General features: G+C 65.8%; 13 protein-coding genes and 1 tRNA gene. 10 read left to right on the top strand and 4 right to left on the bottom strand.

Annotated elements, in window-relative coordinates; genetic code table 11:
* Positions 1–3 precede the first annotated feature (3 nt).
* The gene (locus tag L858_RS0112955) at positions 4–816 is read right to left on the bottom strand and encodes a DUF1134 domain-containing protein (RefSeq protein ID WP_022683576.1); all 813 of its coding nucleotides are present in this window, start codon (positions 814–816) and stop codon (positions 4–6) included.
* 234 nt (positions 817–1,050) lie between these two features.
* Here L858_RS0112955 and L858_RS0112950 point away from each other — a divergent pair.
* From L858_RS0112950 to L858_RS0112940, 3 genes are all read left to right on the top strand, one after another.
* Positions 1,051–1,142: transfer RNA gene (locus L858_RS0112950), tRNA-Ser, on the top strand.
* A 185-nt stretch (positions 1,143–1,327) separates the two neighbouring features.
* Positions 1,328–3,478, top strand: a complete 2,151-nt coding sequence (locus L858_RS20105; RefSeq protein WP_022683575.1) for a type I secretion system permease/ATPase — start codon at positions 1,328–1,330, stop codon at positions 3,476–3,478.
* Positions 3,475–4,869, top strand: a complete 1,395-nt coding sequence (locus L858_RS0112940) for an HlyD family type I secretion periplasmic adaptor subunit (protein ID WP_022683574.1) — start codon at positions 3,475–3,477, stop codon at positions 4,867–4,869. Before L858_RS20105 ends, L858_RS0112940 begins: the two co-directional genes overlap by 4 nt.
* 12 nt (positions 4,870–4,881) lie before the next feature.
* Here L858_RS0112940 and L858_RS20100 read toward each other — a convergent pair whose 3' ends face one another.
* Positions 4,882–5,748, bottom strand: coding sequence for a sulfotransferase family protein (locus L858_RS20100; RefSeq protein WP_022683573.1), 867 nt, complete (start codon positions 5,746–5,748; stop codon positions 4,882–4,884).
* A gap of 255 nt (positions 5,749–6,003) precedes the next feature.
* Between L858_RS20100 and L858_RS22280 the strand changes: the two genes are divergently transcribed.
* The 7 genes from L858_RS22280 to L858_RS20090 all read left to right on the top strand — a co-directional run bounded on the left by L858_RS22280 (position 6,004) and on the right by L858_RS20090 (position 13,320).
* Complete coding sequence (locus tag L858_RS22280; RefSeq protein WP_022683572.1) at positions 6,004–7,770, top strand: sugar transferase; 1,767 nt, start codon at positions 6,004–6,006, stop codon at positions 7,768–7,770.
* Positions 7,742–8,665, top strand: a complete 924-nt coding sequence (locus tag L858_RS0112925; RefSeq protein WP_022683571.1) for a methionyl-tRNA formyltransferase — start codon at positions 7,742–7,744, stop codon at positions 8,663–8,665. The genes L858_RS22280 and L858_RS0112925 overlap by 29 nt, the downstream gene beginning before the upstream one ends.
* Positions 8,662–9,345 carry a PIG-L deacetylase family protein gene (locus L858_RS0112920; RefSeq protein ID WP_028056096.1) on the top strand — a complete coding sequence of 228 codons (684 nt, stop codon included), beginning with the start codon at positions 8,662–8,664 and terminating at the stop codon, positions 9,343–9,345. Before L858_RS0112925 ends, L858_RS0112920 begins: the two co-directional genes overlap by 4 nt.
* 44 nt (positions 9,346–9,389) lie before the next feature.
* Positions 9,390–10,382, top strand: a complete 993-nt coding sequence (locus L858_RS0112915; protein ID WP_022683569.1) for an ATP-grasp domain-containing protein — start codon at positions 9,390–9,392, stop codon at positions 10,380–10,382.
* On the top strand, positions 10,363–11,061 hold the full coding sequence (locus L858_RS0112910; protein WP_022683568.1) for an HAD family hydrolase: 699 nt from the start codon (positions 10,363–10,365) through the stop codon (positions 11,059–11,061). The genes L858_RS0112915 and L858_RS0112910 overlap by 20 nt, the downstream gene beginning before the upstream one ends.
* Positions 11,062–11,158: 97 nt before the next feature.
* Positions 11,159–12,172 carry a sulfotransferase gene (locus L858_RS0112900; protein ID WP_193742870.1) on the top strand — a complete coding sequence of 338 codons (1,014 nt, stop codon included), beginning with the start codon at positions 11,159–11,161 and terminating at the stop codon, positions 12,170–12,172.
* Entirely contained in the window at positions 12,169–13,320 is a 1,152-nt protein-coding gene (locus L858_RS20090) for a glycosyltransferase family 4 protein (protein ID WP_022683565.1), read from the top strand. Before L858_RS0112900 ends, L858_RS20090 begins: the two co-directional genes overlap by 4 nt.
* Here the strand turns inward: L858_RS20090 and L858_RS0112890 are convergent.
* Both L858_RS0112890 and L858_RS20085 read right to left on the bottom strand, forming a co-directional pair.
* Positions 13,280–13,678 carry a GtrA family protein gene (locus L858_RS0112890; RefSeq protein WP_022683564.1) on the bottom strand — a complete coding sequence of 133 codons (399 nt, stop codon included), beginning with the start codon at positions 13,676–13,678 and terminating at the stop codon, positions 13,280–13,282. The two genes, L858_RS20090 and L858_RS0112890, sit on opposite strands and share 41 nt — an antisense overlap.
* Positions 13,668–14,402 (bottom strand): HAD family hydrolase, encoded by a 735-nt coding sequence (locus L858_RS20085; protein ID WP_193742869.1) that lies wholly within the window; start codon positions 14,400–14,402, stop codon positions 13,668–13,670. The genes L858_RS0112890 and L858_RS20085 overlap by 11 nt, the downstream gene beginning before the upstream one ends.
* Between the last annotated feature and the right edge of the window lie 2 nt (positions 14,403–14,404).

Raw genomic sequence — 14,404 nt, 5'->3', positions numbered from 1 at the left:
GGCTCAGAAGGGCAGCCAGTTCCGCTTCTCGGTGAATTTCATATAGCCCGCATTGATCCCCAGCCGATAGCCGACGCCCAGCCGGATCGGGATCAGCACCACGCTGCCCCAGCGCAGATAGCTGGCGGTAAAGCCGCCCACCAGATAGGCGGTGCCCTCCGCCGCCGGGAAGCGGTGATAGAGGTCCTGCGTGTCATAGAGATTATAGACGAGCACGAAGGTGTTCGCCGCATTGCCGCCGACGTCGAAGCCGATCGACGGGCCGGTCCAATAGACTTCCCTCTTGCCCTCCACCTTGTGGTTGAGCGTGCCCGAGCCATAGCGCAGCCCGACCACGAAAGCGCCCGACGCCTCGCGCCCGGCGATATAAGCGTTAGGGCGGCCCTGATCCTTCAGGATCTTCTCGATGATCCCGGCAAGGCCCTCCGCGCCCTTGCCGAAAACGCCCTCGGCCGCGCCGATGAGGTCGTCCTGCTGATAGGAATCGCCCGGCGACAGGCTGGCAGGTGGCGAGTTGGCCGTCACCGGCGCGCCCGTCGCCGTGGTGGCCGAACCTGCAGCAGGCGGTGTGTAGGGCGCGCCGCTGTCGGCCGGAGCGCTGGCGGGAGGAGGAGCGCTGGTATCAACGCCCGGATCGGTGGGTGCGCTGCTTTGCGGCGGTGGTGGGGCCAAATCGGCATCGATCGCGCTGTTGGGATCGACTGTCCGCACCTGCGCTTCTGCCGAGATTGGCGCCAGCGTCACGCCGGCCACTGCGGCGGCCAGCGCGCCGGCCCGCCCGATGCGGCCTGCAACCCGCCCCAAAATCCCGATCATGCCCATTACTCCCCGAAGGCCCGCGTCCAACTCACCGTCCAGATTATCGGCCAACAAGCTGAAACGGCAATGAACGAACGGCCACCCGAGTCGATTCCGCGCCAGTCCGAATCCAGTAATTCCAAATCACGCGATTTTTCATCGCGAAGGACCGTTGCCTTGTGCAAAAGCCGCCGCTATAGCGCTTCTCGCCTAGCCGCTGTCCCGCCCCAAGCGGGTGTTCAGGCCATGTTTGGAGACGTGGGTGAGTGGCTGAAACCAACGGTTTGCTAAACCGTCGTACTGTGAATACGGTACCGAGGGTTCGAATCCCTCCGTCTCCGCCACCTTTTCATGAATTTCGATGGCCGCAGGGTTTGGCGGCGCCCGCCCGATCGTCGTCGCATGGCTACGCTCGCCCTCGTCCGTCATCCCAAAGCGACCTGCTCGCCCGAAATTGCCCTGCTGATCCGAGCGGCGCATGATATGAAATCGTCGCCAGCGGCAAGCGTAAAAAGGGCGAACGACGGTCATGCAGAGCGAGGATCGGCAGCGGGAGCGCAGCGTCTCGCCCGCGCAAAGTGGGCCGGTCGCGCTTGCCAAGCTGCTGGGCATGCACCGGGTCGCCGCAGACCCGGCGCTGCTACGGCATGAACTGGGTCATTCCGATCCGGTCGGCGTTCGCGACATGCTGCGGCTGGCGAAGCGGCAGGAAGGGGTGCGGGCGCGCGCGATCACGATCGGGGTCGATCGGCTGAGCCGGGTGCCTTTGCCCGCCCTCGGGCGTGGCGGTGACGAATGGTTCATCATCGGGCGGGTGACGGACGATGGCGTGCTGGTGCACCGCCCCGGCCGCGGCGTGGAAAAGCTGAGCCATGAGGATCTCGACGCGATCTGGTCAGGCGACCTCATCCTCGTCACTACACGCGAAGGAATTGGCGGCATCAAAGGCCGCTTCGACATACGCTGGTTCATTCCGCAGATCGTTCGCTACCGCCAGCTGATCGGCGAGGTGCTGCTGATCACCCTCTGCCTCAACCTGCTCGGCCTTGCCGCGCCGCTTTTCTTCCAGAATGTGATCGACAAGGTGCTGGTCTACAACACCATGGCGACCTTGCAGGTGCTGGTGCTCGGCTTCGTCCTCGTCTCCTGCTGGGAAGTGGCGTTCGGCTGGCTGCGCACGCGCATCTATTCCGAGACCAGCCAGAAGATCGACGTGGAACTGGGCGCGCGGCTCTACCGCCACCTCATGCACCTGCCGCTCGCCTATTTTGAAGGGCGGCGCGTGGGGGACACGGTGACGCGCGTGAGGCAGCTCGAATCGATCCGGGAGTTTGTGACCAACGCCTCGCTTTCGGTGCTGATCGATCCGCCCTTCGCCCTGGTGTTCCTGGTGGCGATGGCGCTCTATTCGCCGTTGTTGACCGTGATCGTCATGTTGACCCTTCCGGCCTATGTCGCCGTGTCGATGCTCGTCACCGGACCGCTGCGGCAGAGGCTGAGCGAAAAGTTCGAGCGGAGTGCGGCCAACAACGCGCTGCTGATCGAGAGCGTGGCGGGCATGCAGACGATCAAGGCCGGCGCGGTGGAGCCGCAATGGCAGCATCGCTGGGAATTGCAGCTCGCCGCATACAGCGCCGCCAGCCAGCGCGCGATCAACCTTGGAAATAGCGGCAGCCAGATGGTGCAGCTGATCTCCAAGCTCAGCCTGGCCGCCATCCTCTATTTCGGGGCAAAGGAAGTGATCGGCGGCAAGATGACGGTCGGCGGCCTGGTCGCATTCAACATGTTCGCCCAGCGCGTATCGGCTCCGGTCATCCGCATGGTGCAGCTGTGGCAGGATTTTCAGCAGGTGCGGCTGTCCGTCGCGCGCATGGGCGAAGTGTTGAACGCGCCGCTCGAACCATCCTCCACCTCTCGCCAGACGCTGCCTTCGATCAAGGGCGAGGTGCGGTTTGAGGGCGTGCGATTCCGCTATTCGGATGAAGGACCCTGGACGCTGGAGAATATCGATCTGGCCGTACCCGCGGGAGGATCGGTGGGGATTGTCGGTTCGTCCGGGTCGGGCAAGTCGACCCTCGCGAAGCTGTTGCAGCGCATGTATGTGCCGGCGGCCGGGCGCGTCCTCATCGATGATGTCGACATCGCGCATGTCGATCCGGCTTGGCTGCGGCGGCAGGTTGGCGTCGTGCTTCAGGAGAATCTGCTCTTCAACCGCAGCCTGCGGGAGAATATCGCGCTCGCAAGTCCCGCCATGCCGCTGGCGCAGGTCGTCGCAGCCGCGAAGCTCGCCGGTGCGCACGAGTTCATCACGTCGCTACCGCACGGCTATGATACGATGATCGAGGAGCGCGGGGTCAACCTGTCCGGTGGCCAGCGGCAGCGGATCGCCATCGCCCGCGCGCTGGTGACCCGCCCCAAAATCCTTGTGTTCGATGAGGCGACCTCCGCCCTGGATGCCGAGAGCGAGGCCATCATCCAGGCCAATCTCAGCGCCATTTCGCAGGGGCGGACCGTCCTCATCATCGCGCACCGCCTCTCGGCGATCCGCGACTGCCAGATGATCGTCGCCATGGAAAAGGGGCGGATCGTCGAACAAGGCACGCATGACGAATTAATCGCGAAGAACGGCCGATATGCGGCGCTCTACCGGCTCCAGAACAGGGCGGGAGAGGCCGCGTGACCACGCTGGCACAGCATTGGGCCGCCTTCCGAAAGATGATCGCCGAGGAAAGGGCGCGCGGCGCCGCGATAACGCAGGTCGATGAAGCCGAGTTCCTGCCCGCCGCGCTCGAAATCATCGAGCGTCCGGTGTCCCCGACGGCCCGCTATACCGCGCTTCTGCTGATGGCGGCGCTTTTGATTGCGATTGCCTGGATGGTGCTGGGGAGGCTGGATATCGTCGTCTCGGCGCCAGGCCGATTGGCGCCCGCAGAAGCGGTCAAGGTGATCGAGGCGGCGGACAGCGGCACGCTGCGCTCTATCCTCGTGCACGAAAGCCAGGCCGTGAAGAAGGGGCAGCTGCTGGTCGAACTGGACCCGACCCTCTCCTCCGCCGAGGCCACCCAGGTGCGCAAGGCGCTGGAGACGGCGGAACTGGATGCGGCGCGCGCCCGCGCGATCCTGTCGGCGCTCGATGGCAAGGGGCTTGCGCTTGCCGTTCCGCCGGGGACGCCGCCGGGCATCGTGGCGGTGCAGACCGCTCTCGCGCGGGCAGAGCTGGAGAGCATCAGCGGCGGCTCCTCCATGCGCGATGCCGACCGGCGGGCCGCCGCTTCGGCGCACGCGGAGGCAGTGCTGCAGGCCGCGAAGATCACCGAAACGCTGCCGCTGATCAACCAGCAGATCGAGGCCAATGAGAAGCTGCTCGCCAAGGGCTATGTCTCCAAGCTGCGCGTAATCGAGATGAACCGCCAGCGGCTCGCCATGATCAAGGACCGCGAGATCGCCCGCGAAGAAGCGCGCAGGGCCGAGGCGCAGATGGCGTCCGCGCGCGGTGGCATGGAGCAGTCTGCGGGTGAGGCACGGGCAAGGGTGCTGCGCAACCTGACCCAGGCGGAGGCGGAAGCGCGGATCAGGCGCGAAGAATTGGTGAAGGCGAGCCGCAGGTCTGCCTTGCAGCAGTTGACCAGCCCCGTTGATGGCACCGTCACGCAGCTGTCCGTCCATACGATCGGCGGTGTGGTCGCGCCGGGCAAGCCGCTGATGCTGGTCGTGCCTGCCAGGGGCCAACTGGTGGCAGAAGCGAAAATCCCGAACAGGGATGTCGGCTTCGTACGGGTGGGACAGGATGTTGCACTGAAAGTGGCGGCTTTTCCCTTCACCCGCTACGGCGCGGCCCCCGGCATCATTCAGAGCGTGAGCAGCGATGCGGTAGAGGATGAGAAATTGGGCCTCGTCTATACCGCCCGCATAGCGCTCGATCGTAACTGGCGTGCGCGTGAAGGCGGCCTTATCCGCCTCGCACCCGGCATGGAGGTGATGGCCGACATTCGGACCGGCCGGCGCAGCATCGCGAGCTATTTGCTGAGCCCCTTGCAGGGCGCTTTGGTGGAGGCGGGCCGGGAAAGGTGAGGCGCCGGCCGGTCAGGCCTGCACCGCGGCCGGACTTGGAGCTGCAGGGGCGGCGGGGCTGGCCAGCCAGTGGCTGAGATCCTTTTCCAGCAAATCCTGCAGCAGCACGATGTCGTCCCGATAGAATCGGCGAAGCGCTTGCTGCAATTCCTCGGTCAGCGGCGGGTAGCGCACGGGCGCGGCCATCATGTCGCGCAGCTTCGCCATCAGCGGATTGGACCGCAATGGGTCGAGCATCGGCCGAACCGGCTGCAGCGCGCGCCTTAGCGGCAGGGGGAGCAGGGGAGCCTTGCTGTCATTCCTGCGGCTGGCGGCTTTGTCCGGCGCGATATGGACCGGCACGCCGATATGCGTGCAGACCTCCGCGATCACCTGTTCGGGGGAGTGGCGAAGGCTTTCGTACAGGATCACCTGGATTTGCTCGCGCGCAAAATAGCGCAGGAAGCGGCTGAGATGCGCGCCATAAAGGCCCCCCGAAAGGAAGCGGGACTGGCCCGCCTCGCCGCCCTGCAGATATTTGTGCGGATCCCCGCTCACCGTGCCACGCCGGTAGAGCATGCAATAATCGGAATAGGCCCGCTGCACCGGATCGCGCAGCTGAACGATCAAGCGGGCGTCGGGCAGCATCGCCGCCATGCGCGCCGCAGCGTGGGGATGCGCGAGATAATCGGCGGACTTCTCGCCCAGCATCCGCCCCTCCGGCGCTGGATCGAAGAGCGAGGCATACCATTGCGCCCCGCGTTCATATTCGGAGCTGAAGAAATGCGGCTCGCCGCGCGGCAGCCATAATTGCGGATGGCTGCGAAGCTGGTGTGCGATCCAGGTCGTGGCGCCCTTGACGGCGCCGATCACGATGAAGCGTGGCTTGCGATCGGTCATCTTGTTTCCCGTTGCTTTCCATCATGATAAGCGCGCGGAAACCGGGTGACAGCTGTGCATCGGTACGAAGCAATTGGGGGTAGCAGCCCATCGTAGTGGGCAATTCGGGGGCGCCCTCGCCTTAGCTTCTACCCCGAAAGGATAGGTCGGCTCCGCGCTCGCCCTTCTCAAGTATAGGGCGCGAAATGGTGCGGCCGATTACGGCAACTTTCCCCTAGACTTGGCACCGACGCCCCCAGCGCAGGTCGAGGTTGCATGAAGATCGTCATAATCGCCAGTCTTGCCTATTCGCTGGTGAATTTTCGCGGCCGGCTGATCGCCTCGATGATCGAGGAGGGGCATGAGGTCGTGGTTTGCGCCCCCTGCCACGATGCGGAGATCGAAGTCCGGCTGCAGGCGATGGGCGCCGCCTATAGGCGTACGCCCATGGCACGGGCGGGGATGAACCCGTTTGCGGACCTTGTGACGCTCGCATGGCTGGTCCGCTGCCTGTGGCGGGAGCGGCCGCAGGTCGTGCTGGCCTATACCCAGAAGCCGATCATCTATGGCGGCATCGCCAGCCGCTTTTTCCCGGGACTCGACTTCTATGCCATGGTGAGCGGCCTCGGCCATGTGTTCAGCGAAGGCGGATCGCGCCTGCTACCCTATGTTCGCTCGATCGTCTCCCTTCTCTACCGGCTGGCCCTGCGCAAGGCTAAGGCCGTCTTCGTCTTCAACAGCGACGATCGGGGGGAGATGCTGCGCCACCATATCCTGCGCAAGGACAGCCGGGTCATCCAGGTGCCCGGATCGGGCGTCGACCTGTCGCATTATGCGCAGGCCCCCTTGCCCGCAGGCCCGCCGACATTCCTGATGATCGCCCGGCTGCTGAGGAACAAAGGGCTGGTCGAATATGTCGAAGCGGCGCGCCTTGTCCGCGCCCGCTACCCCGAAGCCCGCTTCCGCTTGCTTGGGCCGCTGGACGAGAACCCGGCCGGCATCGCCCGGGAAACGGTGGAGCGCTGGCATCAGGAGGGGGTGATCGACTATCTCGGCGAGACGCGCGACGTCCGCCCCTATCTCGCCGACGCCAGCATCTTCGTGCTGCCGAGCTGGTATCGCGAGGGGCTTCCCCGCACGATCCTGGAGGCGATGGCGGTGGGACGCGGCGTGATCACCACGGACATGCCGGGCTGCCGCGAGCCGATCGTCGAAGGGGTCAATGGCTTCCTGGTCAAGCCCCGCAGCGCCCAGTCGCTGGCCGACGCGATGCTGTGCGTGCTGGCGCAGCCCGGCTTGCCTCCCCGGATGGGGAGAGCGGCGCGCGGCACCGTTGAGGAGCGCTACGCGGTGGAGAAGGTCAACGCCATGCTCCTGTCCGAAATGGAGATCGGCGCCGGCCGCAATCGGGTCAGGGAGCCGCGCCGGCCGGCCCCTGCGATCCGCGTGAACCGGCTGATCGACATGGCGGTTGCCGGCCTCGCCCTGCCGCTGGCGGCGCCGCTGATGGCGCTGATCGGCTGCGCCATACGCCTGCAGGACGGCGCGCCTGTCCTGTTCCGCCAAATCCGGGTGACGAAGGACGGCCGCCTGTTCGAACTGGTCAAGTTCCGGACGATGACGGACCAGCGCGACGAGCAAGGGACGCTGCTGCCCGATTCGATGCGGACGACGCCGATTGGGCGTTTCCTTCGCCGGTCGCGGCTGGATGAACTGCCGCAGCTCTGGAATATCCTGACCGGTTCCATGACGCTGATCGGGCCGCGCCCGCTGCTGCCCGAAACCATCGCCGAGGCCGGGGAGAAGGGCCGTCAGCGCTGCACCGTGCCGCCGGGCCTCACCGGCTGGGCGCAGGTCAACGGCAATGCGCTGCTCAACAATGACGACAAGTTCGCGCTCGACCTCTGGTATATCGGCCATCGTTCGCTGCGGCTGGACATCAACATCCTTTTGCGGACGCTCCGGCTGACGCTGCTGGGCGAGCGTCCCAATCCCGTCTCGATAAGGAGTGCTCATGAGGGCAATACTCATCGGCGCTGTTGAGAGCAGCAGGATCGCCCTGCGCTGCCTTGCCGCCGCGCCGCGCTGGACCCTGGCCGGCGTCTTCACGCTCCCCCTGGAATTGTCCGGCCGCCATTCGGATTTTGTCGACCTCGCCCCCGATGCCGAGCATGCGGGCACCAGGCTTGTGCGGGTCGCCAACATCAATGCTGAAGATGCGCTGGCGCAAATCCGCGAACTGGCGCCCGACTATATCTTCGTGATCGGCTGGTCGCAGATTTGCGGCGAGCAATTCATGGGAACCGCGAGAAGGGGCGTGGTCGGCTATCATCCTGCGCCCTTGCCGCGCCTGCGCGGGCGCGGTGTCATCCCCTGGACGATCCTGCTTCAGGAGCCGATCTCCGCCTCCTCGCTGTTCCTGATCGACCAGGGGGTGGACAGCGGCCCGCTCCTTGCCCAGCGCTATTTCCACGTCGCGCCGGATGAGACGGCGGCCACCCTCTATGCCAAGCATATGGCGAGCCTCGAGGAGATGCTGCCCGCCGTGCTGGAGGATATGGCCGGCGGCTCGCCGGCGCTCCACATCCAGGACGAGCGTTGCGCAACCTATGCCGCGCGGCGGCGGCAGCAGGATGCGCTGATCGACTGGAACAGTCCCGCCGCGACCATATGGCGCTATGTCAGGGCGTGCGGCGATCCTTATCCCGGCGCCTGGACGAGCTATAAGGGCGAACGTCTGGTCATAGCGGCGGCGGTTCCCGTGCCGCTCGGGCACCATGCCGCAGCCATGGCCGGTCAGATTGTCGAGCGGACGGAGGACAGCTTCATCGTGAAATGCGGTGACGGCGATGGGCTGCGGGTCACCCAGTGGCGGACCGAGCGCAAGGCGCCGCTGCCCAACCATGCCATATTGGGAGAGGATCGGGCGGCGGCATGACAATGTTGGAGAGCGTCCAGCGGGCGATGGTGATCGCGCCGCACCCCGATGATGAAGTGCTGGGCTGTGGCGGCACGATCGCCCGCCTGACGGCTATGGGGTGCCATGTCGAGGTCGTCGTGGTGACGCGCGGCCAGCCGCCGCTGTTCGACGCCGGGCAGGTCGAGCAGGTGCAGGCAGAGGCCCGCCGCGCGCATGGCGTGCTGGGCGTCGCGCGGACGCACAATCTCGATTTTCCCGCCGCCGCGCTTGACCGGGTGCCGCGCGCTGAACTGAATGCAGGCGTTGCCGCGCTTGTGTCCGACTGCCGGCCGGACCTGCTATTCCTTCCCTTCATCGGCGACCTGCATTTCGACCACGGCCTGGTTTTCGACGCCGCGATGGTCGCGGCCCGGCCGCTGGGCGACCATTATCCAAGGCGTATCCTGGCCTATGAAACGGTGTCGGAGACGAACTGGGCGGCGCCCTATCTGGTGCCGGCCTTCCAGCCCAATGTCTTTGTCGACATCAGCGAATTTCTCGATCGGAAGATCGAGGCGTTCAGCTGTTTCGCATCGCAGGTTCATGCCTTCCCCAATGAGCGGTCCGTCGAGACGTTGCGCGCGCTGGCGCAGGTGCGCGGCAGTTGCGTCAGCCGGCGGGCGGCCGAAGCCTTTGTCTCGATCAGAGAGGTCGCCTGATCATGGATCTGTCAGCCATCCCCCAAAGAGAAGCCGTCGCAACGATGGGCACGGAGCCCGGTCGTGGCGAGCCGCGCCGGCGGTCGCTGCGCATGATGCTGAGCTCGGCGGGGCGGCGGGTCAGCCTGTTACGGAGTTTCCGCGAATCTGCGGCGGCGCTGGACGTCGATCTCACCATCTTCGCCAGCGACCTGACGCCCGAATGGAGCCCGGCCTGCGTCGAGGCCGACAGAGCCGTGGGCGCGCCGCCGGCCGACAGCGCTGAGTTCATTCCGGCCATGCTCGACATCTGCGAACGCGAGCATATCGGCCTGATCGTGCCGACGATCGACACCGAGCTCGTCGCCTACAGCGAAGCGCGCGACCGTTTCAGCGCGCTCGGCTGCCATGTCGCCGTCAGCGACGGGGCGCTCGTCCGCATGGCGCGCGACAAGCTCGCCACCGCGCGCTTCCTGGCAAGCGCGGGCCTTCCCTCGCCGCGCACCTTCTCGGTGGAGGAGGTGCTGAGCGGCGAGGCCGACCTGCCGCTTCTCGCCAAGCCGCGCCATGGCAGTTCCAGCCGTGGGATCATGATGGTCCATGACCGGGAGCAACTGCGCACGCTGGAGGAGCGCGAACCCTACATCCTCCAGGAGCTGCTGCACGGTCGGGAATTCACTGTGAACGTCTACTTCGATCGTGACGGGCAGATGCATTGCGCCATCGCGCACGAGCGGTTGCGGGTCCGCGCGGGGGAGGTGGAAAAGGGGGTGACGCTCCGCGATCCCGCGCTGCTCGACCTCGCCTGGCAGTTGGGCGGTGCGCTTGGCGGCGCGAGCGGCGCGCTATGCTTCCAGGCGCGCATGGACGCGGACGGCAGACCCTCCATCTTCGAGATCAACGCCCGCTTCGGCGGGGGCTATCCGCTGGTCCACCGGGCCGGGGCGCATTTCACCCGCTGGCTGCTGGAGGAACGGCTTGGCCTCACCCGAACGGCGCATGACCGGTGGCAGGACAATGTCCTGATGCTGCGCTTCGATGATGCCGTCTTCCTCTGACCGGCCGCGTGGGCGAGAGCGGCGGTTCGACCGGCTCATCGTCTTCGATCTGGACGACACGCTCTATCTCGAGCGCGACTATGTGCTGAGCGGGCTCAAGGCCGTGGGACAGTGGGCGAGCGCGATATTGGGGATCGAGCGGCTGGGCGCGGTGATGCGCGAGCGGTTCGAGGCGGGCTACCGGACCAGAATATTCGACCAGAGCCTCAGCGACATGGGCCTTGAGCCCCATCCCGCGCTCATCGTCCGGATGCTCAGCGTCTACCGCCAGCACCGCCCGGACATCAGCCTTGCCGCCGATGCGGAGCGGTTTATCGGCCGGCAGGACGGCACGACCGCCATGGCGCTGATCACCGACGGATTTCTCGACGCGCAGAGGCGCAAGATCAAGGCGCTCGGCCTGTATGGCCGGGGCATTCACTATGGCCTGTGTACCGATAAATGGGGCCGGGATTGCTGGAAGCCCAACCCGCGTGCCTTCCGTCATATCGAGGCGCTTTTCGGCCGGTCCGGCGCTGCCTGCACCTATGTTGCCGACAATCCGCTCAAGGATTTCAAGGCGCCCCGCCTGCTTGGCTGGGACACCGTCCGCATCGCGCGGCCGAGCCGCATTCATGTCTTCGCCCGCAATGAGGGGGTAGAGGCGGACAGGGTGATCGAAAGCTTCGAGGAGTTTTGAGCCCGCTCCGGACATTGGTGGTACACCCTTTTACCGCGCCATTTCCGCGCCTTCCTGTGCGATGATCGGCTCGTCCATGGTCAAGGAGACACCCCGCATGTTTCGCCATGCCCCCGCGCCGACGCTGGCGAATGAGCCATGCCCGGCGCCGATGTCCGGGGCCGAGCGCGCGCCGCTGCTCATCCATATCGGTTTTCACAAGACCGGATCGACCTGGCTCCAGCAGCAGATATTCGGCAGCGCCGACCACGGTTTCACGACCGAGACGGGGCGCCCCCGCCATCAGATCGTGCATGATTTCGTGACAGCCGATGCCTTTCAGTTCAGCCCTGACGAAGCGCGCGCCTCTTATGCGCGCCATATCGCGGCGGCGAAGAATCAGGGCTGGACGCTCGTCGTCTCGCATGAAAGGCTGTCGGGCTATCCGTCGAGCGGGGGGCATGACCGCCGCCTGATCGCCGACCGGCTTCACGCGACCTTTCCCCAGGCCCGTATCCTCATGATCCTGCGGGAGCAGCGCAGCCTGATCCGCTCGATGTACAGCCAGCACATCACGGATGGCGGCACGGGGTCGCTCAGGGCCTTTCTGGCGTCGGTCGAGCCCCATCTCGGGCGCCGGCCCGGCTTCCGGTTGTCGACCTATGAGTTCGACGGGATGATCCAATATTATCAGCGCCTGTTCGGCCGCGACAAGCTGCTGGTCCTTCCCTACGAGATGCTGGCCGAAGAACCGGCGTGGTTCGTCGCCAGGATACAGGATTTCTGCGGTTTCACGGGGGAGCCGGTTGGCCGGGCGAACCGCGCCAATGAGGGGCGCTCGCTCCTGATGCAACTGGTGCAGCGGCGGCTCAACGCGCTCTTCTATGATAATGAACTCAGCCCCGGCGCGCTCGTCGCCATCCCGCGTTTCGCGCCTCGCTTCGGGGCGATGCGCGGTCTGTTCGAAGCCTTCTCGCCCCGGCGGCTGGAGCGCTACCTGCACGCCCGGCTGCGTGATCAGGTCGAGGCCCATGTCGGCTCCCACTACGCGCAGAGCAATTGGCGCACCCAGGAGCTGACGGGCCTCGACCTCGCGCGGTACGGCTATCCCGTCTCGGAGCCGCTTGCGTGAGCCGGCATATCCTCTTCGTCATCTCCAGCCTGGGGGCGGGAGGGGCCGAGCGCGTGATCGCGCAGCTTGCCTCGCACATGATCGGTAGGGGTGACCGGGTGTCGGTCGTTTCCTTCGACCGGCCTTCCGATCCCATCTACCATGATTTTCCGCAAGCAACGCGGTTCGTCCGGCTGGGCGGGGACCTCGAAGCCTCCGCGCTCCGCACGCTACGCCGTATCTTGACGCTGCGCCGGACGATCGCAGGCCTCGCGCCCGACATCGTCATCAGTTTCCTCACCAAGATCAATGTCATCGCTCTGGCCGCCACCATCGGCATGCCGGTGCCCGTCATCATATCAGAACGGAACAATATGGCGCGGCAGCCCATGCATTTTCTGTGGAGGAAAGCCGCAGCGACTCTGTTCCCGCGCGCCCGAGCCATCGTGCTTCAGACGGCGGCGAGCGCGGCCATGCTGCCCGCCGGGGCAAGGCGCAAGGCTGTCGTCATCGGCAATCCCATCACCCGATTTCCCTGGACCCCTGCGGGATTGGCGGCGACTCGACTGACGGCCGTTGGGCGCCTGACCGACCAGAAGGGGTTCGATACGCTGATCGACGCCTTCGCCAGAGTCGCGCCGCATCATCCCGGCTGGGCGCTCGACATATGGGGCGAAGGACCCGACGAAGCCGCACTCCGGGCGCGGATCGGCGACCAGGGGCTCGGCGGCCGCGTCCGCCTGGCCGGCCTCAGCGAACGGCCGGCGCAATGGATCGAGAGCAGTTCCATCTTCATCCTCTCGTCACGTTATGAAGGCTTTCCAAATGTGCTGGGCGAGGCCATGGCCGCAGCCTTGCCGGTCATCGCGACTGATTGCGCCTTTGGTCCGGCGGAGCTGGTGCAGCATGGCGAGAACGGCCTGCTCGTGCCGGTCGATGATCCGGCGGCGTTGGGAGGCGCGATGCTGCGGCTGATCGAGAACGCGGAACTCGCAATCCGGCTCGGCGCCAGCGCGGCCGGGGTCGCCGAAGCCTATAGCCCGCGCGCGATCGCTGGCCGCTGGGATGAGGTCATCGACGCATGCCTGACGCCGCTCGCCAGCCGGGCCGGCAGGCAGGAGCAGCGGGCTATTGGGGCCTTGGCCGCCGGAAAACGAGAAAGCTGTTGATCGAGAAATTGAAGGCGAAGGTGATGCCGATGGCGATCGCCTTCGACAGGATGGGTTCTAACCCCCTGATATCGGCGAGCGCCACCGTCAGCGCCGAATTCATCAGCAGCCCGGCAGACGCACCCGCCATGAAGCTGCCCAACCGGCGCAGCGACAGGTCCGCCTGGAAAACGATCATCGACGACAGCAGATAATTGGCCAGCGCGGCAATCAGGAAACTGGTGATGGCCGCAATCGCCGTCGACAATTCCTGCCTGATCAGCAGGTAAAAAATCGACAGGTCGAGGATAGCCGCGCAGCCGCCGACCAGAAAATAGAGATAGGCTTTCTGGAACAGGCTGCGCCTTTCACGAGGCATAGGCGCTGGCCTTACCGAGCTGCGTTCGTGACTTCAGCAGTTCTGCGAAGGGCGGGTCCGTGTAGCGGGCGAAGCTGTCCACATGGCGGCAGGACCGCCGCGACCGGATGATCGTGCGCACGCCCGCCCGGCTGCCTGCCTCCCAGTCCCGATCGACGCGGTCGCCGACCAGAATGGCCCGCTCCGGGGCAACGCCGGACCATTGCAGGAGCTTGATCAGGCCCGCCGGCTCAGGCTTCAACCGCCCTACCTCCGCGTGCCCGGCGCAAGCGATCCAATCGGCTTCCAGCCCCATGGCGGCCAGCTTGGCGTCGGCCGGATAGTCGGAGAAGATGCCGATCATCTTGCCCGTGGATCGAAGCGCCCGGAACAGCAGGTCGATGCCCTCGACGCGGCTTGCCTTCAGCAGCGGCAGCGGACGCAACTGCATCCATTCTTCGACGAGCGCTTCCACCTCGTCCGGGGCGCATCCCATATGCTCCGCCGTTGACGCATATTGCCGTCGTCTGAAATCTTCATGCGGCCGCAGCGCGAGTTCCTCACGACATTGCCGGTAGCGCCGCAGCAGGCGCGGCAGCGTCAGGCTGCGGTTGCGCAGCACCTCCACCCCGATCTTCACCATCATATGCGCGCGGACTGGTGCCTGCCTGTAGAGCGTCCCATCGACATCGAAGACGACCAGATCGATCCGATCCCAGTCCACTGGCCCGTTGACGAGCGGCACGG

The sequence above is a fragment of the Sphingobium bisphenolivorans genome (assembly GCF_000412635.1).
GTDB classification, from domain to species: domain Bacteria; phylum Pseudomonadota; class Alphaproteobacteria; order Sphingomonadales; family Sphingomonadaceae; genus Sphingobium; species Sphingobium bisphenolivorans.
Note: the sequence above shows the minus strand (reverse complement) of the source record. Positions and strands in the feature narration are given on the sequence as shown.

What these genes read in the sequence shown, in the direction of transcription:
- L858_RS0112920 (WP_028056096.1), top strand. Translation starts at nt 8,662, where the DNA reads ATGACAATGTTGGAGAGCGTCCAGCGGGCGATGGTGATCGCGCCGCAC.
- L858_RS20100 (WP_022683573.1), bottom strand. Translation starts at nt 5,748, where the DNA reads ATGACCGATCGCAAGCCACGCTTCATCGTGATCGGCGCCGTCAAGGGC.
- L858_RS0112910 (WP_022683568.1), top strand. Translation starts at nt 10,363, where the DNA reads ATGATGCCGTCTTCCTCTGACCGGCCGCGTGGGCGAGAGCGGCGGTTC.
- L858_RS0112955 (WP_022683576.1), bottom strand. Translation starts at nt 816, where the DNA reads ATGATCGGGATTTTGGGGCGGGTTGCAGGCCGCATCGGGCGGGCCGGC.
- L858_RS0112915 (WP_022683569.1), top strand. Translation starts at nt 9,390, where the DNA reads ATGGGCACGGAGCCCGGTCGTGGCGAGCCGCGCCGGCGGTCGCTGCGC.
- L858_RS0112890 (WP_022683564.1), bottom strand. Translation starts at nt 13,678, where the DNA reads ATGCCTCGTGAAAGGCGCAGCCTGTTCCAGAAAGCCTATCTCTATTTT.
- L858_RS22280 (WP_022683572.1), top strand. Translation starts at nt 6,004, where the DNA reads ATGAAGATCGTCATAATCGCCAGTCTTGCCTATTCGCTGGTGAATTTT.
- L858_RS0112925 (WP_022683571.1), top strand. Translation starts at nt 7,742, where the DNA reads ATGAGGGCAATACTCATCGGCGCTGTTGAGAGCAGCAGGATCGCCCTG.
- L858_RS0112900 (WP_193742870.1), top strand. Translation starts at nt 11,159, where the DNA reads ATGTTTCGCCATGCCCCCGCGCCGACGCTGGCGAATGAGCCATGCCCG.
- L858_RS20105 (WP_022683575.1), top strand. Translation starts at nt 1,328, where the DNA reads ATGCAGAGCGAGGATCGGCAGCGGGAGCGCAGCGTCTCGCCCGCGCAA.